The sequence below is a fragment of the Tepidimonas alkaliphilus genome (assembly GCF_007556595.1).
In the GTDB taxonomy this organism is placed as follows: domain Bacteria; phylum Pseudomonadota; class Gammaproteobacteria; order Burkholderiales; family Burkholderiaceae_C; genus Tepidimonas; species Tepidimonas alkaliphila.
Genome location: NZ_VJNB01000013.1, coordinates 15,713 through 36,376 on the forward strand (window position 1 = coordinate 15,713; position 20,664 = coordinate 36,376).

21 protein-coding genes and 1 tRNA gene are annotated in these 20,664 nt (G+C 70.2%); 13 read left to right on the forward strand and 9 right to left on the reverse strand.

The window, feature by feature from the left end:
• The first annotated feature begins 44 nt into the window (after positions 1 to 44).
• Entirely contained in the window at positions 45 to 611 is a 567-nt protein-coding gene (greB, locus tag Talka_RS10640; protein WP_143891306.1) for a transcription elongation factor GreB, read from the forward strand.
• Between the two features lie 15 nt (positions 612 to 626).
• On the opposite strand, the gene Talka_RS10645 is transcribed toward greB, so the two are convergent.
• The 4 genes from Talka_RS10645 to Talka_RS10660 form a co-directional block, all read right to left on the reverse strand.
• Positions 627 to 2,915 carry a RelA/SpoT family protein gene (locus Talka_RS10645; protein WP_143891307.1) on the reverse strand — a complete coding sequence of 763 codons (2,289 nt, stop codon included), beginning with the start codon at positions 2,913 to 2,915 and terminating at the stop codon, positions 627 to 629.
• Between the two features lie 66 nt (positions 2,916 to 2,981).
• Positions 2,982 to 3,185, reverse strand: coding sequence for a DNA-directed RNA polymerase subunit omega (gene rpoZ, locus Talka_RS10650; protein ID WP_143891308.1), 204 nt, complete (start codon positions 3,183 to 3,185; stop codon positions 2,982 to 2,984).
• Between the two features lie 26 nt (positions 3,186 to 3,211).
• Entirely contained in the window at positions 3,212 to 3,847 is a 636-nt protein-coding gene (gene gmk, locus Talka_RS10655) for a guanylate kinase (protein WP_143891309.1), read from the reverse strand.
• Positions 3,848 to 3,854: 7 nt separating this feature from the next.
• Positions 3,855 to 4,766: a YicC/YloC family endoribonuclease gene (locus tag Talka_RS10660; protein ID WP_185970139.1), complete on the reverse strand. Its 912-nt coding sequence runs from the start codon at positions 4,764 to 4,766 to the stop codon at positions 3,855 to 3,857.
• A 67-nt stretch (positions 4,767 to 4,833) separates the two neighbouring features.
• On the opposite strand from Talka_RS10660, the gene Talka_RS10665 reads away from it, so the two are divergent.
• The 6 genes from Talka_RS10665 (at position 4,834) to Talka_RS10690 (ending at position 11,783) form a co-directional block, all read left to right on the forward strand.
• Positions 4,834 to 5,841 carry a serine/threonine-protein kinase gene (locus tag Talka_RS10665; protein ID WP_143891310.1) on the forward strand — a complete coding sequence of 336 codons (1,008 nt, stop codon included), beginning with the start codon at positions 4,834 to 4,836 and terminating at the stop codon, positions 5,839 to 5,841.
• On the forward strand, positions 5,838 to 6,611 hold the full coding sequence (gene rph, locus Talka_RS10670) for a ribonuclease PH (RefSeq protein ID WP_143891311.1): 774 nt from the start codon (positions 5,838 to 5,840) through the stop codon (positions 6,609 to 6,611). The genes Talka_RS10665 and rph overlap by 4 nt, the downstream gene beginning before the upstream one ends.
• Positions 6,608 to 7,237, forward strand: coding sequence for a non-canonical purine NTP pyrophosphatase (locus tag Talka_RS10675; RefSeq protein ID WP_143891312.1), 630 nt, complete (start codon positions 6,608 to 6,610; stop codon positions 7,235 to 7,237). Before rph ends, Talka_RS10675 begins: the two co-directional genes overlap by 4 nt.
• Positions 7,234 to 8,472 carry a radical SAM family heme chaperone HemW gene (gene hemW / locus Talka_RS10680; RefSeq protein WP_143891313.1) on the forward strand — a complete coding sequence of 413 codons (1,239 nt, stop codon included), beginning with the start codon at positions 7,234 to 7,236 and terminating at the stop codon, positions 8,470 to 8,472. Before Talka_RS10675 ends, hemW begins: the two co-directional genes overlap by 4 nt.
• Before the next feature lie 54 nt (positions 8,473 to 8,526).
• Positions 8,527 to 9,213, forward strand: coding sequence for a CBS domain-containing protein (locus Talka_RS10685; RefSeq protein ID WP_143891314.1), 687 nt, complete (start codon positions 8,527 to 8,529; stop codon positions 9,211 to 9,213).
• 77 nt (positions 9,214 to 9,290) lie between these two features.
• Positions 9,291 to 11,783 (forward strand): DUF349 domain-containing protein, encoded by a 2,493-nt coding sequence (locus Talka_RS10690; protein ID WP_143891315.1) that lies wholly within the window; start codon positions 9,291 to 9,293, stop codon positions 11,781 to 11,783.
• Here Talka_RS10690 and Talka_RS10695 read toward each other — a convergent pair.
• From Talka_RS10695 to Talka_RS10710, 4 genes are all read right to left on the reverse strand, one after another.
• A complete protein-coding gene (locus Talka_RS10695; RefSeq protein WP_143891316.1) occupies positions 11,761 to 12,657 on the reverse strand; it encodes a M90 family metallopeptidase in 897 nt (298 codons plus the stop codon). The genes Talka_RS10690 and Talka_RS10695 overlap by 23 nt on opposite strands.
• Positions 12,658 to 12,681: 24 nt before the next feature.
• Positions 12,682 to 13,497: a UDP-2,3-diacylglucosamine diphosphatase gene (locus tag Talka_RS10700; RefSeq protein WP_342781068.1), complete on the reverse strand. Its 816-nt coding sequence runs from the start codon at positions 13,495 to 13,497 to the stop codon at positions 12,682 to 12,684.
• Positions 13,494 to 14,003: a peptidylprolyl isomerase gene (locus Talka_RS10705; protein ID WP_246100664.1), complete on the reverse strand. Its 510-nt coding sequence runs from the start codon at positions 14,001 to 14,003 to the stop codon at positions 13,494 to 13,496. Before Talka_RS10705 ends, Talka_RS10700 begins: the two co-directional genes overlap by 4 nt.
• Positions 14,004 to 14,170: 167 nt before the next feature.
• Positions 14,171 to 14,740, reverse strand: a complete 570-nt coding sequence (locus Talka_RS10710; protein ID WP_143891318.1) for a tetratricopeptide repeat protein — start codon at positions 14,738 to 14,740, stop codon at positions 14,171 to 14,173.
• Between the two features lie 88 nt (positions 14,741 to 14,828).
• Here Talka_RS10710 and cysS point away from each other — a divergent pair, with 88 nt between their 5' ends.
• From cysS to tilS, 4 genes are all read left to right on the forward strand, one after another.
• Positions 14,829 to 16,205, forward strand: a complete 1,377-nt coding sequence (cysS, locus tag Talka_RS10715) for a cysteine--tRNA ligase (protein ID WP_143891319.1) — start codon at positions 14,829 to 14,831, stop codon at positions 16,203 to 16,205.
• The gene (locus Talka_RS10720) at positions 16,202 to 16,897 is read left to right on the forward strand and encodes a DNA-3-methyladenine glycosylase family protein (protein WP_143891320.1); all 696 of its coding nucleotides are present in this window, start codon (positions 16,202 to 16,204) and stop codon (positions 16,895 to 16,897) included. The genes cysS and Talka_RS10720 overlap by 4 nt, the downstream gene beginning before the upstream one ends.
• An 84-nt stretch (positions 16,898 to 16,981) precedes the next feature.
• A complete protein-coding gene (locus tag Talka_RS10725) occupies positions 16,982 to 17,959 on the forward strand; it encodes an acetyl-CoA carboxylase carboxyltransferase subunit alpha (protein ID WP_143891321.1) in 978 nt (325 codons plus the stop codon).
• Complete coding sequence (gene tilS, locus Talka_RS10730) at positions 17,904 to 18,992, forward strand: tRNA lysidine(34) synthetase TilS (protein WP_143891322.1); 1,089 nt, start codon at positions 17,904 to 17,906, stop codon at positions 18,990 to 18,992. Before Talka_RS10725 ends, tilS begins: the two co-directional genes overlap by 56 nt.
• Here the strand turns inward: tilS and Talka_RS10735 are convergent.
• Positions 18,913 to 19,113: a DUF2905 domain-containing protein gene (locus Talka_RS10735; RefSeq protein ID WP_143891323.1), complete on the reverse strand. Its 201-nt coding sequence runs from the start codon at positions 19,111 to 19,113 to the stop codon at positions 18,913 to 18,915. The genes tilS and Talka_RS10735 overlap by 80 nt on opposite strands.
• A gap of 63 nt (positions 19,114 to 19,176) precedes the next feature.
• Here Talka_RS10735 and Talka_RS10740 point away from each other — a divergent pair, with 63 nt between their 5' ends.
• On the forward strand, positions 19,177 to 20,460 hold the full coding sequence (locus Talka_RS10740; RefSeq protein ID WP_143891324.1) for an aspartate kinase: 1,284 nt from the start codon (positions 19,177 to 19,179) through the stop codon (positions 20,458 to 20,460).
• A gap of 64 nt (positions 20,461 to 20,524) precedes the next feature.
• Positions 20,525 to 20,618 (forward strand) — tRNA-Ser (locus Talka_RS10745).
• Positions 20,619 to 20,664 lie beyond the last annotated feature (46 nt).

Sequence of the window (20,664 nt, forward strand, 5' to 3'; positions counted from 1 at the left end):
GGCCGTGGCGTGGTCCAATTGCCCCCTGCGCTACCATCCGCCCCATGAGCAAGGCTTTCGTGCGCGAGCAGGACCATGACGAGGACGACGAGGCGCTGCCGGCGGGGCTGCGCGTTCCGGCGGGCGGCAAGAACTACATCACGCCGCAGGGCTACGCGCGGCTGCAGCAGGAGCTCAAATGGCTGCTGGACGAGGAGCGGCCGCGCGTGGTGGAGACGGTGGCGTGGGCGGCCAGCAACGGCGACCGCTCCGAAAACGGCGACTACCTCTACGGCAAGAAGCGGCTGCGCGAGATCGACCGCCGGATTCGCTTTCTGACCAAGCGGCTGCAAATCGCCGAGGTGGTGGATCCGAGCGTGCACCACGGCAAGGATCAGGTGTTCTTCGGCGCCACCGTCACCTACGCGCGTGAGGACGGCAGCGAGGAGACGGTGACGATCCTCGGCATCGACGAGGCTGATAGCGCGCAGGGACAGATCAGCTGGATTTCGCCGGTGGCGCAGGCGCTGCTGAAGGCGCGCGAGGGCGATGAAGTGCGGCTGCGCACGCCGGCGGGGGTGCAGACGCTGGAGGTGGTGCGGGTAACGTACCCGGCCCCCGCCCGGGGCTGAACACGGGGCAGGGCCTCAGTGTCCCTCTGGCGCGCGCGGCGGGCGCACGCGCTGCGCGCGCAGCACCGAGGGGGTGCGGCGCAGCTGGCGCAGGATTTGCGCCAAGTGAACCCGGTCGTGCACGGCCACTGTAAAGCGCAGCTCGGTGGTGCTCTGCGCCGCTTCGTCGCCCATGTGGAGGTGGGTGATGTCGGCCTCCGCTGCCGCGATGGCGGCGGCCACCCGCGCCAACACGCCTTTGCCGTTGCGGACGGTGACGGCGATCGTTGATTCAAAGGTGCGGGTGCGCTCTTCCGCCCACTCCACCTCAAGGAAGCGCTCGCGATCGCGCTGCAGCAAGCGGCGGCCCACCGGGCAGTCCTCGGTGTGCACGGCCAGCCCCTCGCCCTTGCCGAGGTAGCCGACGATGCGGTCGCCTGGAATCGGCCGGCAACAGCTGGCATAAACAATGGAGCTGCCTTCGCTGCCGTCGAGCACCACCACCCCCTGGCTGGGTTGGTCTTCGGCGGGGGCGCCAAAGCGCTCCTGCGTGATCAGCAGCGCGTCGGGGCGCTGGCCGCCTTCGGCCAGCAGCGCGGCCAGCTTCTTGCCGACCATGCCGGCGATGCGCCGTCCCTGGCCGATGTCCACCAACAGCTCGTCGCGGCTGCGCGTGCCGCTTAAGCGCAGCAACTTGTCCCAGACGGACTGGCCGGAGGCGTCGTCGCCGGGCAGGTGGGCGTAGCCCTCGGCGCGCAGCGCTTGGCGCAGCAGCCGCTCGCCCAGGGCGCGCGCTTCCTCCTGCGCCAGGGTCTTGAGGTAGTGGCGGATTTTGGAGCGCGCGCGCCCGGTGCGCACGAAACCAAGCCACGCCGGGTTGGGGTGGGCGTGCGGCGAGGTGATGATCTCCACCACGTCGCCGTTGTGCAGCTCGGTGCGCAGCGGCACCTGCTCGCCGTTGATGGTGGCGCCGATGGCGCGGTGGCCGATGTCGCTGTGGATGGCGTAGGCAAAATCCACCGCGGTGGCTCCGCGCGGCAGCGCCAGGATCTTGCTCTTCGGCGTGAAGACGTAGACCGAGTCCGGGAACAGGTCGATGCGGACGTGGTCCCAAAACTCGCCGGAGTCTTTGGTTTCTTGCTGGATGTCCAGCAGCGATTGCAGCCATTGCGCGTTGAGCGCTTGCGCCGACGCTTGCGCGGCGTCTCCGGTTTTGTAGAGCCAGTGCGCGGCGATGCCGGATTCGGCCACCGCGTCCATGCTGGGGGTGCGCAGCTGAAATTCGATGGCGGTGCCAAACGGGCCGATCAGCGTGGTGTGCAGCGACTGGTAGCCGTTGACCTTGGGGATGGCGATGTAGTCGCGAAACTTGCCCGGCATCGGCTTGTAGAGCTGGTGCAGCACGCCCAAGGCGGTGTAGCAGTCCAGCACCTGCGGCACAATGATGCGAAAGCCGTAGATATCCGTCACCTGCGCAAACGACAGGTGCTTGGTGTCCATCTTGTGGTAGATGGAGTAGAGCGTCTTTTCGCGCCCGGCGATGCGCACCTGCAGGCCGCTGCGTGCGAACGCGGCCTCCACTTCGCCTTGCACGCGGGCGATCAAATCCTTGCGCCGCGCGCGCGAGCGCGCCAGCGCCTTGGACAGCGCCTGGTAGCGCCACGGGTGCAGGTGGCGAAAAGCCAGATCTTGCAGCTCGCGGTAGAGGTTGTTGAGGCCGAGGCGATAGGCGATCGGGGCGTAAATTTCCAGCGTCTCGCGCGAGATGCGCGCCCACTTGTGGCGCGGCATGTCGCCCATCGTGCGCATGTTGTGGAGTCGGTCGGCCAGCTTGATCAGCATGACGCGCACGTCGCGCGCCATGGCCAGCAGCATCTTGCGAAACGACTCGGCCTGGCCCTGTTCGCGGCTGTCAAACTGCAGCTTGTCAAGCTTGGTCAGGCCATCGACGAGCTCGGCCACCGCAGGGCCGAAGCGCTCGGTGAGCTCGGCCTTGGTGACGCCGCAGTCCTCCAACACATCGTGCAGCAGCGCGGCCATCAGCGCCTGCGCGTCCAGCTTCCACTGCGTGCAGATCTGCGCCACCGCGATCGGGTGGGTGATGTAGGGGTCGCCGTTCTTGCGCAGCTGGCCCAGGTGCGCCTGGTCGGCGAAGCGATACGCCTGGCGCACCTGCTCGATTTCGCTGGCGCCGAGGTAGTCGAGGCTGGCTTCCAGCGCGGCAAAGCTCGCCGCCGCGGCACTGGCGGCGGCCTGCGCCGGCGGCACAGCGGGCCGCACCGTCGGGACGGCGGCGCTAGGGGCGGGGGCGACGGCGACGCTCACCCCCCTAATGTAAACAAAAAAGGCGCCGCGCGCCGGCGCCTTGGGCGATCGCCTTGTGCACTGCGATCAGACTGGCACTTTTTTGAGCATTTCCAGCCCCACCAGCCCGGCGGCAATCTCACGCAGCGCCGTCACCGCAGGCTTGTTGCGGGTTTCGATCTTGGGCGCATGACCCTGGCTGAGCATGCGCGCGCGATAGGTGGCCACCAGCACGAGCTGAAAGCGGTTGGGGATTTTTTCCAGGCAGTCTTCCACCGTGATGCGGGCCATAGAACCTCCGGTTTGCTGATACTGGCTTAGATGGCGGTGTCAGAAAGCCCCAGTGCAGCGAAGATCTGGGGATGAGCGCGGCGCTGAGCAGCAACGCGAAGCCGCTGCGCATGCGTGATGGCTTTCAAATCGAACAGCGCCCGCTCAAAAATATCGTTGATTATAACGAAGTCAAAATGATCGACGTGCGCCATCTCGCGCGCGGCGTTGTGCAGCCGCAGCTCGATGGTGTCGGCGCTGTCTTCGCCGCGGCGCTGCAGGCGCGCGCGCAGTTCGTCCCAGCTTGGCGGCAAGATAAAAATCAGCACCGCGGCAGGAAACTGGCGGCGAATTTGCAGTGCGCCTTGGTAGTCGATCTCCAGCACCACGTCTTCGCCGGCGGCCATGCGCGCTTCGATGCCCAGGCGCGAGGTGCCGTAGCGGTGGCCGTGCACCTGGGCCCATTCCAGAAAGGCTCCTTCGGCCACCATGCGGTCAAACTCGGCGTCACTGACGAAATAGTATTCGCGCCCGTGCACTTCTTGGCCGCGCGGTGCGCGCGTGGTGTGCGAGATCGACAGCTTGAGCCGCGCATCCACTTCCAGCAGGGCCTTGACCAGGCTGGACTTGCCTGCCCCGCTGGGGGCGGCCACCACGAACAGGTTGCCTTGCTGCGGCTGCATCGGCGGCTTACTCCAGGTTTTGCACTTGTTCGCGGATCTGCTCGATCAGCACCTTCATGTCCACGCTCAGGCGCGTCAGCTCCAGGCTGGCGGATTTGGCGCCCAGGGTGTTGGCTTCGCGGTGCAGTTCCTGCGCCAAAAAGTCCAGCCGTTTGCCCACTTCGCCGCCTTGGCGCAGCAGCTGTTGCATCTCGTCCACATGCGCAGCCAGCCGGGTTAGCTCTTCGGCCACATCGATGCGCAGGGCAAATGCCGTGGCTTCGGCAAGCACGCGCTCTTGCAGCGCGGGGGTGTCGGCGGCGTGGGCCGCGCCGAGCGCTTCGTGCAGACGCTGCAGATAACGCTGGCGCTGCTGCTCCACGGCCAGAGGCGCCAGCGGCTGGGCCTGCTGAATCCGCTCGCGCAATTGCGCCAGGCGCTCTTGCAGCATCGCGGTGAGTTTATGGCCTTCGCGCGCGCGGGCGCTCTGCAGCGCCTGCAGCGCTTGATCGGTGAGCGACAGCAGCGCCTCATGAGCCTGCGCGGGCACAGCGGCGTGGCGCTGCGTCCACTGCAACGCATCGGCCACCGACAGCGGCGCGGCTTGCGGCAGCCACGCGCGCACCTGATCCTGCAGCGCCAGCAGGCGTTGCAGCTCGTGGCTGCTGGGCAGGCGCAGACCTGCAGGGCCGCCCAGCTCCAACGCGACGCGCAATTCCACTTTGCCGCGCCGCAGGCAGCTGGCGACACGCTCGCGCAGGGCGGGTTCGGCGGCCCGCAACTCGTCGGGCAGGCGTAACGCCAAATCCAAAAAGCGCCCATTGACCGAGCGCACTTCAACCACCAGGCTGGGCGCTGAGGATTCAGCCTCGGAATCAAGAGTTTGAGGAACGACGGGGCCACGCGCCGAGGCGTAGCCGGTCATGCTGTAAACTGGCATCGATGGGTTGGTTGACGAGGGCTGCGCGCTGAAGCGGTGTGCCGCCACACCGGGCGCGGATGCGATTATGACAAAGACCCAGCCGGCTCCCTTGCCGATGGACACCCAGGTGGGTCTGTATCGGATCGAGCAGCTGTTGGCCGTCGGCGGCTTCGGTCTGGTTTACCGCGCCCGCGATCCGCAGGGCCGCGCGGTGGCCATCAAGGAATACCTTCCCTCTACCCTTTGCACCCGCGCGCCGGGTCAGTGTCAGCCGCAGGTTCGGCCCGAATGTCAAGCGCTGTACCGGTTGGGCTTGCGCAGCTTTTTCGAAGAGGGGCGGGCGCTGGCGCGCATCGCCCACCCCGCCGTGGTGGGGGTGCAAAACTTCGTGCACGCCCACGGCACCGTGTATTTGGTGATGGACTACCTGCAGGGCGCTTCGCTGCAAGACTACATTATCTGGGCGCGTCAGCGTCGCCAGCCCCACACTTTGCGCGAAGGGGCGATCCGCACGCTGCTGGATCAGCTGCTGCGCGGACTGCGCATCGTCCATCAGCACGGCTTGCTGCATCTGGACATCAAGCCGGCCAACATCCTGATCACCGACGACGACCGTGCCGTGCTGATCGATTTCGGCGCAGCGCGCCAGGTCCTGCAGCGTGAAGGCGCGTCTTGGGTCAAGCCGATGTTCACGCCGGGGTTTGCCGCTCCGGAAATGCAGCGGCGCGACGGCGCGGCGTGGCTGGGCCCGTGGACCGATTTGTATGCGGTGGGGGCGTGCCTGTATGCGGCGATGGTGGGCAGCCCGCCGCCCGAGGCGCCGCAGCGCCAGCAAGATGACCGCGTGCCAGCCACGCTGCAAGCGTTGCGTTCGGTGTATTCTGAAGTGCTGCGCGAGGCCGCCCGCTGGTGCATGATGCTGGATCCGGCGCAGCGTCCGCCCTCAGTGTTTGCGTTGCAGCAGGCTTTGGCTTTCCGTGATGAGGCGCAGGATGCGTCGTCCGGTAAATGGGTGTCACGCTTGCTGGGTATGCTGCGCCGCCGTCGCTCTGGGGGTGGCGTCTCTGATCGCTTGTCGTCCCAATCGCCATGAATGAGCCCTCTGCTCTTCTTACGGGTGGCCCGCGCCGCCACGACGGCCGCGCCGCCGACGAGCTGCGCCCGGTGCGCATCACGCGCGGCTACACCGTGCACGCCGAAGGCTCAGTGCTGATCGAATTTGGCCGCACGCGCGTGCTGTGCACCGCCAGCGTCGAGGACAAGGTGCCGCCGCACAAGAAGGGCAGCGGCGAGGGCTGGGTGACGGCCGAATACGGCATGCTGCCGCGCGCCACGCACACGCGCAGCGAGCGCGAGGCCGCGCGCGGCAAGCAAAGCGGCCGCACGCAGGAAATCCAGCGCCTGATCGGCCGCGCCTTGCGCGCGGTGTTTGACCTTGCGGCGCTGGGCGAGCGCACCATCACGCTGGACTGCGACGTGCTGCAGGCCGACGGCGGCACGCGCACCGCCGCCATCACCGGCGCCTGGGTGGCGGCGCACGACGCCGTGCACCGGCTGCTGGCCGAGGGGCGGCTGCAGCGCAATCCGATCCTGCACCCGGTGGCGGCGGTGTCGGTCGGCATCGTCGGCGGCCGTCCGGTGCTGGACCTCGACTACGTGGAGGACTCGGCCTGCGCCACCGACATGAACGTCGTCATGAACGGCGCCGGCCACTTCGTCGAGGTGCAGGGCACGGCCGAGGGGGCGCCGTTCACGCGCGCCGAGCTGGACGCGCTGCTCGGTCTGGCGCAGCGCGGCATCCAGCAGCTGATCGCGCTGCAGCGCGCGGCGCTGGCCGGCACCGAGGCGGGAGGCGGCGCATGAGCCGCACCGAGCCGCCGCGCCGGCTGGTGCTGGCCTCCAACAACGCCGGCAAGCTGGCCGAGCTGCAGGCGCTGCTGGCGCCGCTGGAGGTGGAGCTGGTGACGCAGGGCAGCCTCGGCATCCCCGAGGCGCCGGAGCCGCACCGCACCTTCGTCGAGAACGCCCTGGCCAAGGCGCGCCACGCTGCCGCCGCCAGCGGCCTGCCGGCGCTGGCCGACGACGCCGGGCTGTGCGTGGCGGCCTTCGGCGGCGGCCCCGGGGTGGACACGGCGCACTACTGCACGCAGTTCGGCTACCCGAAGAGCGATGCCCACAACGTGCGCGCGCTGCTGGAGCAGATGCGCGACGTGGAGGACCGCCGCGCCGCAATGGTCAGCACGCTGGTGGCGCTGCGCGCCCCCGACGACCCCGAGCCGCTGATCGCCAGCGGGCGCGTGGAGGGGCTGATCGCGCGCGCGCCAGCCGGCGACGGCGGCTTCGGCTTCGACCCGGTGATGTTTTTGCCGGAGTTCGGCTGCACGTTCGCGCAGCTGCCCGCGGACGTGAAGAACGCGCACAGCCACCGTGGGCGCGCCGCACGCGCGATGCTGGCGCTGATGCGGCAGCGCTGGTGGCCGGCCGCATGAGCGCGGCGGGCACGCCGGCTGCGGGCGAGGTGGTGCTGCACTGGCAGCGGCCGGGGCAGGTGCGCCTGATGCGGCTGCCGCCGCTGGCGCTCTATGTGCACCTGCCGTGGTGCCTGAGGAAGTGCCCGTACTGCGACTTCAACTCGCACGCCTGGGGCGTGGCGCGCGGGCAGGAGGGGCCGCTGCCGCAGCGCGACTACATGCAGGCGCTGCTGGCGGATCTGGAGGCGAGCCTGCCGCTCGTGTGGGGCCGCCCGGTGGTCAGCGTCTTCTTCGGTGGCGGCACGCCCAGCCTCTTCGACCCGGAGGTGATCGGCGAGCTGATCAGCGCCGTGCGCGCGCGCCTGCCGCTGGTGCCCGATGCGGAGATCACGCTGGAGGCCAACCCCGGCACGTTCGAGCGGCAGCGCTTCGCGGCCTTCCGCGCCGCCGGCGTCACGCGCCTGAGCCTGGGCGTGCAGAGCTTCGACGACCGCATGCTCGCCGCGCTGGGCCGCGTGCATGACGCGGTGCAGGCCCAGGCGGCGGCCGAGGAGGCCGCGCGCCACTTCGACACCTTCAACCTCGACCTGATGTACGCGCTGCCCGGGCAGACGCTGCCGGACCTGGCGCGCGACCTGCAGCAGGCGCTGGCGCTCGAGCCGCCGCACCTGTCGGTGTACCACCTGACCATCGAGCCCAACACGGCGTTCGCGCACCAGCCGCCGCCGCTGCCCGACGATGACACCGCCGCTGCCATGCTGGACCTCATCACCGAGCGCACCGAAGCCGCCGGTCTCCAGCGCTACGAAGTGTCGGCCTACGCGCGGCGCGGCCACCGCTGCGTGCACAACCTGAACTACTGGACGTTCGGCGACTACCTCGGCATCGGCGCCGGCGCGCACGGCAAGCTGAGCTTTGCGGACCGTATCGTGCGCCAGGTGCGCTGGCGCGAGCCGCGGCGCTACATGGAGCAGGCGCGTGCCGGCCAGCCCGTGGCGCAGGAGCACGAGGTGGCCGCGCGCGACCTGCCGTTCGAGTTCATGCTCAATGCCCTGCGGCTGCGCGAGGGCGTGGAGCTGGCGCTGTTTAGCGAACGCACCGGCTTGCCGATATCCACGGTATCGGCGCCGATCGAGGCGGCGCGCGCGCGCGGCTGGCTGGACATGCGCGACGGGCGCATCGCGCCCACCACGCGCGGCTACGATTGGCTGAGCGACCTGCAGGCTTTGTTTTTGCCCGATGACGCGGCGTAAGGGAACGGTCGCGTCGGGTCGGCAGAGCTAGGGCCCGCCAACGGATGGCGCAGTATGCTGGCGATTTACGGACCTACGGGTTTGCTCTATCGCGGCGCTATTGAAGACTGGCGCCGCGTCTGGCCGGCCTTGGCCTCCTCGTCCGCGCAGGCGTTGTCGGTGCCCGTCAATGCCGCGGGGCGCGGCCCGCAGCGGGGCGATCGCCTGGCGCAGAGCAACTCGTCGTCGGCTCCGGCGCGCCCGCGAACGCTGGTCACCGCCTTGCACGCGTACGACGAGGCGCAACACCCTCCAACCGATCGCCATCCGCTGCAGCGCGTGCACGACGTCATGAGCCGAGCGGTCACCACCGTGAGCGACCGCCAGCCGGTGAGCGAGGCGTGGCAACGGTTGGCGCAGCACGGTTTCGGGCAGGCCCCGGTGCTGAACGCGGATGGCGCGTTGGTCGGGCTGCTGACGCGCGCGGAGCTGCTGCGCGCCGACCGACTGCCGCGTCCGGACGACCATCCGCTCGTGTGGCGCGCGTTCCTGGCGCAGCCGGTGGCGGCGGTGATGGTCTCGCCGGTGCCCGCGGTGGAGCCGCCGACGCTGCTGCGCCGGCTGGCGTTGTTGCTGCTGGAAACCGGCCTGCCGGGCGTGCCGGTGGTGCAAGCCGACGGGGCGCTCGCGGGTTTTGTGTCGCGTACCGACGTGCTGAAAGCCGTGGTGCACGATCCGCCGCTGGATCTGTGGGCTGGCTGAGCGACAATAAACGAATGGCCTGGCAAGGCTGCTCAACCCATTGAAAACGGCCCAGCCGTTCACTTCAGACGCAAGCTGTGAACACGACTGTTTCGCCCTCCATTGCGGATCTGGACGCTCTCACGGGCGGCGCGTTCGCCGCCCCCACCGCTGGCGAGCGCGCTGCTCGACTGCGCGCCTGGCTGGCCACGCAGCCGGCGGCGGAGCTGCTGCGTCACGTTTACCGCGAGTTGGCGCCACGCGACAAAGGCGCAGCCAAAATCATCAAAGAGCGGCTGGAGGAGCTCAAGCGCCAGCGCGCCCAAGAAGAAGCCGCCTCCGAGTGGGCGGCGCGCGCCCAGGCTTTGCTGGCGCAAACGCGGTTGCCGCTGGCCGATGCGCTGGCTTGGGAGCGTGATGCCGCCAAAGCCGGCGCGCCGTTGTCGCGTGAGCCGTTGGCGTCGCTGCGGCAGCAGCTTGCCCAACGCCTTCGCGCGGCTGAAGAGCTGACCACCCGCGTGCAGGTCGAGCGCGAGGCGGCCAGCCTCTTGGTGCAGCGCATCGACCTGCTGTCCACCCGCGCCATTGCCGAAGCCGAAGCCGCGCACGAGGCGCTGGCGCGCGACGTGGCGCAGTGGCAGGCCCGCGCCGAGGCGTTGGCGCAGGATCCAGCGGCGGCGGATCTGGAGCCGCGCCATGCCGGCCAACTGCAGACCGCGCGCCAGCAGGTCGCCGCGGTTTGGCAAGCGTTTGACTCGGCGCTGGCGCAAGCGCGCCGAGCCCGCGACGACGCACAGGCCGCGCTGCCCGGCGTGCCGTTGTGGGACGACGAAATTCGCGCCCTGCGGGGGGAGCCGGTTTCCAGCGCGGCGGCCCCGACAGCCAAAGCCGTGCAGGCGCTGGCGCAGGCCGAATTGCTGCCCACGCTGGAGGCGCTGGAGCGCGAGCTGGCCGAAGGCCACACCAAGGCCATGGTGCGCCTGGCTGGCGAGCTGCGTCACCGGGTCAAGCTGCATGGGCGCCATGCCGGTGCGGAATTGGAAGCGCGCGCACAGGCCGCGCTGGCCAAGGCCAAAGAGCTGGAGGATTGGGCGCGTTGGCGCGCCGACCAGTTGCGTGAGGAACTGCTCGCCAAGGCCGAGGCGCTGACGCAGGGCGAGGAGGCGCAGCGCCCCAAAGGCCGCGCGCTGCAAGAAGCCATTCGCCAACTGCGCGAGCAGTGGCGCGCCATCGACCAAGGCGGCGCGCCGCCCAACCAGGCGCTGTGGAAGCGTTTTGACGCCGCCTGCAACCGCGCGCACGAGGCGCTGCAGGCGTGGCGCGACGAGATCAAGGCGCAACACGAAGCGGCGCAACAGGCGCGTCAGGCGCTGATTGAGGAGCTGCGCGCCTGGACGGCGGCGCATGCCGAGAACGAAGACTGGAAAGCGCAGCAGCGCGACCTGCACGCTTTCGCCGAGCGCTGGCGGCAAGCCGGGCCGGTCAGCGAAAAAGTCTTTGCGACCCTGCGCGAGTCGTGGAAGGAGGCCATGGCCGCCGCGTATGCCCGGCTGGAAGCGGCACAAGCCGACAGCGTGCGGCGCCGCCAGGCGCTGATCGCCGAAGCGGAGGCGCTGGCGGCCGAGCCGCGCCTGCGCGCCGACGCGGTGCGCGCGCTGCAGCAGCGCTGGCAGCACGAGGCGCAACGCGTGCCGTTGGAGCGTCGCCAGGAGCAAAAGCTGTGGGAGGCGTTTCGCGCGCCGCTGGATGCGGCTTTTGCGCGGCGCCAGGCCGAGCGCGCCCAGCTGCAGGCTGCGCTGTCGGCGCACGATCAGGCGGTGTTGCAAGCCGCGCAAGCTTTGGAAGAGGCGTGCGCGCAGGACGATGCGGCGGCGATCCGCGCGGCGATGGACGCCTTGCGCCGTGCGGTGGAGCAGCCCCCGGCGCCTGAGGCCGCGCCGCAGCCGCCGGCTGCCGCCGCCGCTGAAAGTCCAACTCAACCGGCCTCCGCTGCTGCGCCGCGGCCTCTGGTGGCGCGCCGTGGCGATGACCGCCCTGGCGTGGCCCCGGCTGCCGCCGCTTCGGGGCGAAGCCGCCCCGCCGAGGCAGCTGGACGCCGCCCGCAGCCGCCCGAGCGCGCCCCGGCGCGCCCACGCTTGGGCGAAGCGGCGTTTCGCGCCCAGCGCCAGGCGTTGCAGGCCGCCGAGGCGCGCTTGCGAGAGCTGGCCGCGCGGGCTCACGGCGAGGCGTTGACCGCGCTGCTGCACGCTTGGGCGCAGCGGGACGCTCAGGCGTTGCCTGCTGCGGTTCAACTGGGGCGCGCAGCGGCGGCGCGCGCGGCTTGGGCGCAAGCGCTGGCCAACCCGCCTGCTGCCGACGCCGCCGCGCAGGATGAAGCGCTGCTGCGGCTGGAGATCGCCGCCGACCTGCCGACCCCGGCGGAGCACCTTGAGGCGCGGCGGCGCTTGCAGCTGCAGCTGCTGACGCGCCGTCACGAGCCCGGCCCCGCCGAGACCTGGACGCAGGATGTGGCGCGCGTGCTGGCCGGCGCGCACGACGAGGTGCGCGCGCGGCGGCTGCAGGCCGCGCTCAAGGTGTTGCTGCGTCGCTGACGGACGGCGGCGGCAACGCCGTGGCTGAGGAGGGCGCCTGCGGATGCGCAAACAGCGCATCCAACAGCGCCGTCCAGCGCGGGTGCTCTGTGGCCAGCCGCGCGCGGTCGAGGCAGTACGCCTCGCACGAGACGGCGAAAAACTCCGCCGGCGCCTGCGCGCCGTAGGCATCGAGCCACGGCGCCGGGCCGCCGAAGTGTTCGTGCATCACCACGCGGCGGCGGTGCGCCTCAAAGGCCGCCTGCAGCTCTTGCCGCCAAAGGGCCTGCGCCGCGCGCGCCTCCAGCCCCAACCAGCCGCGCGGCAGCAGCGGGCAGCCATCGGCCGGCTCGCCGAGCGGCTTGCCATGCAAATCGATCGCGTGCGCAAACTCGTGGATCACCAGGTTGTGGCCGATGCCCTCGCCGCCGGGGGCGCCGAGCACGCGCGGCCAGGCCAACACGATTGGCCCGCCCTGCATGGCCTCGCCGGCCAGCTCCTCGTCGTACTCGTGCACGATGCCGGTCTCGTCGGTGACGCGCCGCGGCGCGCGTACCTCGTGCGGATGCAAGACGATGCCGACGAAGCCGTCATACCACGCCAGTGCGGGCAGACCTCGGTAGCGCAACGGCAAGCACGCCTGCGCGGCCACCAACAACGCCTTGAAATCGTCCACCCTCAGGCCATGCGCGCCGCTGAAACGCTTGCGCGCCAAAAACGCAGCGGCCAGCGACCGCAGCTGCGCCAATTCGCCGGCGCCCAGCGCCTGCAGCGGCGGCAGCGCCGCCACCACGCGCTGCCACAGCGCCTCCGGGATGGCCGCGGCGTCGCCGCGTCGCAGACGCCAGCGCTGCCACCACGCAGTGGCCGTGCGGCGCAGCCAGCGACCGATCATGGCCCGTTGCCCTTCCCCGCGAGGTTAGGCGCCGACTGGCCCGGTGCGCCACGCCCCCTGTGGCAAGAGACTCAGCACCTGCAGCCGCGGCGGCTGCGCGTGCGCGTCCCAGTCGCTCAGCACCAGCCGCGGCGCGCCATCGGCCATGCAGTGGGCAGCGGGGCGGTGCGTATGGCCGTGGATCACGCCGTCGGCGTCGGCGGCGCGGCGCGCCTGTGCCGCCACCGCCTCATCGACGTCGGCCCACGGCAGGCCGGCTTGCAAGCGCCTGGCCTGGTGCGCCTGGCTGCGCGCGCGCAACGCGCGCGCCTGCGCCAGCCGCTCCTGAAGCGGCAGGGCGAGAAAGGCGCGCTGCCATGCCGCCTCGCGCACCTCGGCGCGGAAGCGCTGGTAATCGGTGTCGTCAAGGCACCAGGCGTCACCATGCGACAGCAGCCAGCGCCAGCCGCTCCAGTCCAGCCGCGCAGGATCCGACAGCATGGTGGCGCCGCTGGCGGCGGCGAAGCGCGTGCCGAGCAGGAAGTCGCGGTTGCCGTGCAGCAGCGCCACCGGGCGCGTGCGCGCCACGGCGTGCAGCGCGGCGGCCACCTGCCGCGCCAGCGCCCCGTCGGCGCCGGGGTCGTCCAGCAGATCATCGCCGACCCAGACCTCGAAGAGGTCGCCCAGGATCAGCAGGGCGTCGAACGGCGCCTGCGTGAGGTGGCGCAGAAACGCGCCGGCGGTGGCCGCATCCGCTGCGTGCAAGTGCAGGTCGGCGACGACGTCCACGCGCCGCACATCCTTTGGCAGCGCCAGCACCGCCGGCGCCTCGGGGGCGGGGGATGGCGCCACGGACGTCACGGCTGCACGATCACCGCCTTGGTGATGACGACATCCTCCAGCGGCACGTCGTCGTGGAAGCCGCGCCGGCCAGTGCGCACCTGGCGGATCGCATCGACCACCTCAGTGCCCTTGACGACGCGGCCGAACACCGCGTAGCCCCAGCCCTGCAGCGTCGGCGCGGTGTGGTTGAGGAAATCGTTGTCGGCAACGTTGATGAAGAACTGCGCGGTGGCCGAGTGCGGCGCCTGCGTGCGCGCCATGGCGATGGTGTAGCGCTCGTTCTTCAGGCCGTTGGCGGCCTCGTTTTCGATCGGGGCGCGCGTGGGCTTGGGCTTCATGCCGGGCTCAAAGCCCCCACCCTGGATCATGAAGCCGTCGATGACGCGGTGGAAGATCGTGCCGTCGTAGTGGCCGTCGCGCACGTAGGCGAGGAAGTTCTCCACCGTCTTCGGCGCTTTGGCGGCATCGAGCTCCAGCGTGATGACGCCGCGGCCGGCGATGTGCAATTCGACTTGGGGGTTCAAGGTGCGGGCTCCAGGTAAGAGGCCGCGCGCCGCCACGGAGGACGATCGCGCTGGCGAGGAGCTGGTCTGCGCGCGCAGGCGAGGCGCGGCGCAGGCCAGCAGCGGGGCAAGCAAAAGGTGGCGACGCGAGAGGATCCACATCGGTCAACGTCGAGGCAGCATCAGCGTTAAGGCCGCGGCGCGGATTGCAGCAGCTGGCGCAACGCGGCGGCGCGCTCGGGCAGGCCGGGCTGATCGGGCTGCAACGCCAGCGCGCGCTGCCAATGGCCCAGCGCCAATTGGGCATACACGTCGCCCAGGTTGCGGTGCGCGGTGGCGTAATCCGGACGGGCGCGCAGCGCGGCTTCTAGCGCCGCGCGGGCCTCGCCCAGGCGGCCAGCCGCGGCGTGCAGCACGGCCAAGTTGTTGTAGGGTTCGGGCAGCTCGGGGTATTGGCGCGTGAGCTCTTCGTAAGTGGCTTGCGCGGCGGCGGCATCGCCAGCGCTGGCCTGGGCCACGCCCAGCAGCAGTTGCGCCTGAACATCCGCGGGATGGGCGCGCAGCCAGTCCTGCAAGACTTCGACGGCGGCAGCGGCTTGCCCGGCGGCCAACTGGCGTTGGGCCTGCGTTAGCGCCGCGGTCCCGTCTTGCGGCTGAGCCCAGGCCAGCCAAGGCGTCAGCCAAGCCAGCAGCGCGGCGCGCCGCCAAAGGCAGGCAGCGCGGCGCGGCGGGCGAGGGCAGCAGGACAGGACTGACATGGATCGTCATAGGGGCGTGCACAATACACACCCTCCACTTTCCATTGTAGAACGAGGCCGCGGCGCGCTCGCCGCGCGAAATGCGTTCATGACTTTGCGTATCCATAACTCTTTGACGCGGCGCTTGGAGCCGCTGCAGCCCTTGCAGCCGGGCCACGTCCGCATGTATGTGTGCGGCATGACGGTGTATGACCTGTGCCACCTTGGTCACGCGCGCTCGATGGTGGCGTTCGACGTCGTGCAGCGCTGGCTCAAGGCCAGCGGCTTGCGCGTCACCTACGTGCGCAACATCACCGACATCGACGACAAGATCATCGCCCGCGCGCTGAAGAACGGCGAGACGATCCGCGCGCTGACCGACCGCATGATCGCCGCCATGCACGAGGACGCGGATGCGCTGGGCATCGAGCGGCCGACGTACGAGCCGCGCGCCACCGACTACGTGCCGCAGATGCTGGATCTGATCGCGCGGCTGGAGGCGCGCGGCCACGCCTATCGCAGCGCCGACGGCGACGTCAACTACGCGGTGCGCTCCTTCCCCGGCTACGGCAAGCTGTCCGGCAAGAGCCTGGAGGAGCTGCGCGCCGGCGAGCGCGTCGGCGTGGACGCCACCAAGCGCGACCCGCTGGACTTCGTGCTCTGGAAGGCCGCCAAGCCCGGCGAGCCGCCTGAGGCGCAGTGGGACAGCCCGTTTGGCCGCGGCCGGCCCGGCTGGCACATCGAGTGCTCGGCGATGAGCTGCGCGCTGCTGGGCGACAGCTTCGACATCCACGGCGGCGGCGCCGACCTGCAGTTTCCGCACCACGAGAACGAGATCGCGCAGAGCGAGGCCGCCACCGGCCAGCCGCTGGCGCGCATCTGGATGCACAACGGCTTCGTGCGCGTTGACGGCGAGAAGATGTCCAAGAGCCTGGGCAACTTCTTCACCATCCGCGAGGTGCTGGCGCGCTACGACGCCGAGACGGTGCGCTTCTTCATCGTGCGCGCGCACTACCGCAGCCCGCTGAACTACAGCGATCAGCATCTGGACGACGCGCGCGCGGCGCTCAAGCGCCTCTACACGGCGCTGGCGGCGGCGCCGCCGGCCGACGTCGGCGCGATCGACTGGGACGGCCCGTGGGCGGCGCGCTTCAAGGCGGCGATGGACGAGGACTTCGGCACGCCGGAGGCGGTGGCGGTGCTGTTCGAGCTGGCCGCCGAGGTCAACCGCACGCGCGATGCGCGCTTAAGCGGCCTGCTGCGCGCGCTGGGCGGGGTGCTCGGCCTGCTGCAGCAGGATCCGCAGGCCTTTCTGCGTGCTGGAGTCGGGCTGGACGAGGCCGCAATCGAGGCGCGCATCGCCGAGCGCGCGGCGGCCAAGGCGGCGCGCGACTGGGCCACCGCCGACCGCATCCGCGCCGAGCTGGCCGCCCAAGGCATCGTGCTGAAGGACGGCCCCGGCGGCACCACCTGGGAGCGCGCATGAGCGGCGTGCGCCGCAGCTTCGGCTGCCTGCCCCCGCCGGCGGCGGCACGCGCGGCCGACGGCGGCTTTGTGCCAGCATACTGGGATGACGCCTGCCGCCACCTGTGCGCGCGCGACCGGGTGCTGGCGCGCCTGATCCCGCAGTATGGCCAGGCGTGCCTGCAATCGCGCGGCGATCCGTTCACCACGCTCGCCCGCAGCGTGGTGGGGCAGCAGATCTCGGTGAAAGCGGCGCAGGCGGTGTGGGAGCGCGTGCTGGCGGCGCTTGGAGCTGCCGACACCGTGGCGCCGCAGGCGCTGCTGGCCGCCGGCCCCGTGGCGCTGCGCCAGGCGGGCTTGAGCGCGCGCAAGGTCGAATACCTGCTCGATCTGGCGCGTCACTTCGACGACGGACGGGTTGACCCTGCCGCCTGGCACGCGATGGATGATGAGGCCATTATCCGCGAGCTGGTGGCCATCCGCGGCATCGGGCGCTGGACGGCGGAGATGTTCCTGATCTTCTACCTGCTGCGCCCGGACGTGCTGCCGCTGGACGACGTCGGGCTGCTGCGCGGCATCAGCCAGTGCTATTTTTCCGGCGAGCCGGTCAGCCGCAGCGAGGCGCGCGAGGTCGCCGCCGCCTGGGCGCCGTTTCGCAGCGTGGCGACTTGGTATATTTGGCGGTCGCTGGACCCGATCCCGGTGGCCTATTGAACCCTCCCCGGGGCGCCGCGGCGCCCCCTGTGAACTCGGCGGCCGCCCCGCGGCAGGGGCGGCTTGCGACGGAGCGCGACGACCGTGGCCAAACGCAACTTCCTGGACTTCGAACAGCCGATCGCCGAACTCGAGGCCAAGATCGAAGAGCTGCGCTACGTGCAGAACGAATCGGCGGTGGACATCTCGGAAGAAATCGAGCGGCTGAGCCAGAAGAGCCTGCAGCTGACCAAAGAGATTTACGCCAAGCTCACGCCTTGGCAGGTGACCAAGATCGCGCGCCACAGCGACCGGCCCTACACGCTGGACTATGTGCGCGAGATCTTCACGCACTGGACCGAGCTGCACGGCGACCGCCACTTCGCCGACGACCCCAGCATCGTGGCAGGCCTGGCGCGCTTCAACGGTCAGCCGTGCGCGGTGGTGGGCCACCAGAAGGGCCGCGACACCAAGGAGCGCGCGCTGCGCAACTTCGGCATGACCAAGCCGGAGGGTTACCGCAAGGCGCTGCGCGTGATGAAGCTGGCCGAGAAGTTTCGCCTGCCGGTGTTCACGTTCGTGGACACCCCCGGCGCCTACCCCGGCATCGACGCCGAGGAGCGCAACCAGTCCGAGGCCATCGGGCGCAACATCTTCGAGATGGCGCAGCTGGAGGTGCCGATCATCAGCACCATCATCGGCGAGGGCGGCTCCGGCGGCGCGCTGGCCATCGCTGTGGCCGACCAGGTGCTGATGTTGCAGTATGCGGTTTATTCGGTCATCAGCCCGGAAGGTTGCGCCTCCATTCTGTGGAAAACCGCCGACAAGGCGCCAGAAGCCGCCGAAGCCTTGGGCATCACCGCGCACCGGCTCAAGGCGCTTGGCCTCGTGGACAAAATTGTCAGCGAGCCGGTGGGCGGCGCGCATCGCGACCCCAAACAAATGGCGGCGATGCTCAAACGCGCGCTGGCTGAAGCTTTGCGCCAGGTCAGCGATCTGAGCGCTGCCGCCTTGCTCGAGCGCCGCCATGCCCGGCTGCGGGCCTTCGGACGCTTCACCGACACCAAGGCCGCCGGCGCCTGAGGCCGCGCGCGCGGCGCTGGCCGCCTGGGCGCGCCGCCACGCCGACCTTGACCGCGCCGAGGCGCCGCTGCTGGTGGCCTTCAGCGGCGGGGCTGACTCCACCGCGCTGCTGCTGGCCGCCTCGGAGCGCTGGGGCGCGCGCGTGCGCGCGCTGCACGTGCACCATGGTCTGCAGCAGGCGGCGCAGGCGTTCGCGGCGCATGCGCAGCGCGTCGCGGCGCAGTGGGGGGTCTTGTTGGAGGTGCGGCGCGTCCAGGTGGGGTTGGCCCCGCGGCGCAGCCCGGAGGAGGCCGCGCGCCAGGCGCGCTACGCGGCGCTTGCGCAGGCTGCGCGGCGGCAGGGCGCCGCCGCGGTGCTGCTGGCGCACCATGCGCTGGACCAGATCGAGACGGTGCTGCTGGCGCTGACGCGCGGCGCCGGCCTGCCGGGGCTGGCGGCCATGCCCGAGCGAGCCGAGCGCGACGGCGTGACGTGGGCGCGCCCGTTGCTGGAGGCCGACGGGCGTGCGCTGCGCGCGCAACTGGCCGCCGCCGGCGTGCCATGGATCGATGACCCCACCAATGCCGATCCGCAGCGCACCCGCAACCGCCTGCGGCTGCAGGTGCTGCCGGCGCTGCTGGAGGCGTTTCCGCAGGCGCCGAAGACCTTTGCACGCAGTGCGCGCCATGCTGCCAGCGCGCAGGGGCTGCTGGAGGCGCTGGCGGCGCAGGATCTGGTGCGGCTGGGCGAGCCGCCGCGCCTAAACGCGCTGCGCGCGTTGCCGCCGCCGCGACGGCTCAACGCGCTGCGGCTGTGGCTGCGCCAGCGCTATGGCGCGCAGGCCAGCGACGCCCAGTGGCAGGCGCTGGATGCGCAGATCGAGGCGGCGCGCACGCGCGGCCAGCGCATCGAGCTGCGCCTGGGGCCGGGGCGCGTGTGCCGGGCCGGCGACGAGCTGATCTGGACGCCGCTGGTTAGCGCCGCCACCACCACAACAGCAGCGACAGCAACACCGACACCACCAGGCTCGTGCCCAGCGGGAAGTAAAAGCTAAAGCCCTCGCGCTCGATGGCGATGTCACCCGGCAGCCGACCCCACGGCAGGCGCGACAGCCACGGCCACAGCAGGCCCGCCAGCACCAGCGCGACCCCAAGCGTGATCAAGAAGCGTTGCATGGCCTTCTATAATCGCACGGTTTACCCGCTGCAGTGCGGGCCGCTATTTTTTTTGATGCTTCCATGGCACTGATTGTTCATAAATACGGCGGCACCTCGATGGGCTCCACCGAGCGCATCCGCAACGTCGCCAAGCGCGTGGCCAAATGGGTGCGCGCCGGCCACCAGCTGGTGGTGGTGCCCAGCGCGATGAGCGGCGAGACCAACCGCCTGCTGGCGCTGGCCAAGGAGGTGGCGCCGGAGAAGCCCGCCACGGCCTATTACCGCGAGCTCGACCAGCTGGCCGCCACCGGCGAGCAGGTCTCGGTGGGCCTGCTGGCCATCGCGCTGCAGGCCGAGGGGCTGGATGCGGTCTCGTACTGCGGCTGGCAGGTGCCGATCCGCACCAACAGCGCCTACACCAAGGCGCGCATCGAATCGATTGACGACGCGCGCATCCGCGCCGACCTGGCTGCCGGCAAAGTGGTCATCATCACCGGCTTCCAGGGCGTGGACGCCGGCGGCAACGTGACGACGCTGGGCCGCGGCGGCTCCGACACCTCGGCGGTGGCGGTGGCCGCGGCGATCAAGGCCGACGAGTGCCTGATCTACACCGACGTCGACGGCGTTTACACCACCGACCCGCGCGTCGTGCCGGAGGCGCGCCGCCTGAAGCGCATCAGCTTCGAAGAAATGCTGGAGATGGCCAGCATGGGCAGCAAGGTGCTGCAGATCCGCTCGGTGGAGTTCGCCGGCAAGTACCGCGTGCCGATCCGCGTGCTGTCCAGTTTCACGCCCTGGGACATCCCCATTGAGGAGGAAGCCCGCAGCGGCACCCTGATCACCTTCGAGGAAGACGCATCCATGGAACAAGCCGTCGTCTCCGGCATCGCCTTCAACCGTGACGAAGCCAAGGTCTCCGTGCTCGGCGTGCCCGACCGGCCCGGCATCGCCGCCCAGATCCTCGGCGCGGTGGCCGACGCCAACGTCGACGTCGACGTCATCATCCAGAACGTCGGCAAGGACGGCCGCACCGACTTCAGCTTCACCGTGCACCGCAACGACCTCAACCGCGCACTGGACGTGCTGCGCACGCAGGTGGTGCCCGCGCTGGGCGCCAGCGACGTGGTGGGGGATGCGCGCATCTGCAAGGTCAGCGTCGTCGGCATCGGCATGCGCAGCCACGTCGGCGTGGCCAGCCGCATGTTCCGGTGCCTCGCCGCCGAAGGCATCAACATCCAGATGATCTCGACCTCCGAGATCAAGATCTCGGTGGTCATCGACGAGAAGTATATGGAACTGGCCGTGCGCGCGCTGCACCGTGAGTTTGAGCTCGACCAGCCGGAAGATCAACTGCAGGGCGCTTAAAAAGCTCTTCGCACGGTGCCCAAGCCGGGCGATCTTAGGGTATGATGCAGACCTGATTTTTCCCGGAGTGATGACCGAGAGGCCGAAGGTGCTCCCCTGCTAAGGGAGTATACGGGCTAAAACCCGTATCGAGGGTTCGAATCCCTCTCACTCCGCCACGGATGTCTTGTAAGTTGTTGATTTGACTAGAGTTTTTCGGCAAAC

Bases quoted from the DNA above. Each gene is read 5' to 3' on its own strand.
- Talka_RS10685 (WP_143891314.1), top strand. From the start codon at position 8,527: ATGCTGGCGATTTACGGACCTACGGGTTTGCTCTATCGCGGCGCTATT.
- Talka_RS10740 (WP_143891324.1), top strand. From the start codon at position 19,177: ATGGCACTGATTGTTCATAAATACGGCGGCACCTCGATGGGCTCCACC.
- rpoZ (WP_143891308.1), bottom strand. From the start codon at position 3,185: ATGGCCCGCATCACGGTGGAAGACTGCCTGGAAAAAATCCCCAACCGC.
- Talka_RS10735 (WP_143891323.1), bottom strand. From the start codon at position 19,113: ATGCAACGCTTCTTGATCACGCTTGGGGTCGCGCTGGTGCTGGCGGGC.
- Talka_RS10660 (WP_185970139.1), bottom strand. From the start codon at position 4,766: ATGCCAGTTTACAGCATGACCGGCTACGCCTCGGCGCGTGGCCCCGTC.
- Talka_RS10695 (WP_143891316.1), bottom strand. From the start codon at position 12,657: ATGATCGGTCGCTGGCTGCGCCGCACGGCCACTGCGTGGTGGCAGCGC.
- cysS (WP_143891319.1), top strand. From the start codon at position 14,829: ATGACTTTGCGTATCCATAACTCTTTGACGCGGCGCTTGGAGCCGCTG.
- Talka_RS10665 (WP_143891310.1), top strand. From the start codon at position 4,834: ATGACAAAGACCCAGCCGGCTCCCTTGCCGATGGACACCCAGGTGGGT.
- greB (WP_143891306.1), top strand. From the start codon at position 45: ATGAGCAAGGCTTTCGTGCGCGAGCAGGACCATGACGAGGACGACGAG.
- Talka_RS10710 (WP_143891318.1), bottom strand. From the start codon at position 14,740: ATGTCAGTCCTGTCCTGCTGCCCTCGCCCGCCGCGCCGCGCTGCCTGC.
- tilS (WP_143891322.1), top strand. From the start codon at position 17,904: ATGCCCGGCTGCGGGCCTTCGGACGCTTCACCGACACCAAGGCCGCCG.
- rph (WP_143891311.1), top strand. From the start codon at position 5,838: ATGAATGAGCCCTCTGCTCTTCTTACGGGTGGCCCGCGCCGCCACGAC.
- Talka_RS10675 (WP_143891312.1), top strand. From the start codon at position 6,608: ATGAGCCGCACCGAGCCGCCGCGCCGGCTGGTGCTGGCCTCCAACAAC.
- hemW (WP_143891313.1), top strand. From the start codon at position 7,234: ATGAGCGCGGCGGGCACGCCGGCTGCGGGCGAGGTGGTGCTGCACTGG.
- Talka_RS10720 (WP_143891320.1), top strand. From the start codon at position 16,202: ATGAGCGGCGTGCGCCGCAGCTTCGGCTGCCTGCCCCCGCCGGCGGCG.
- gmk (WP_143891309.1), bottom strand. From the start codon at position 3,847: ATGCAGCCGCAGCAAGGCAACCTGTTCGTGGTGGCCGCCCCCAGCGGG.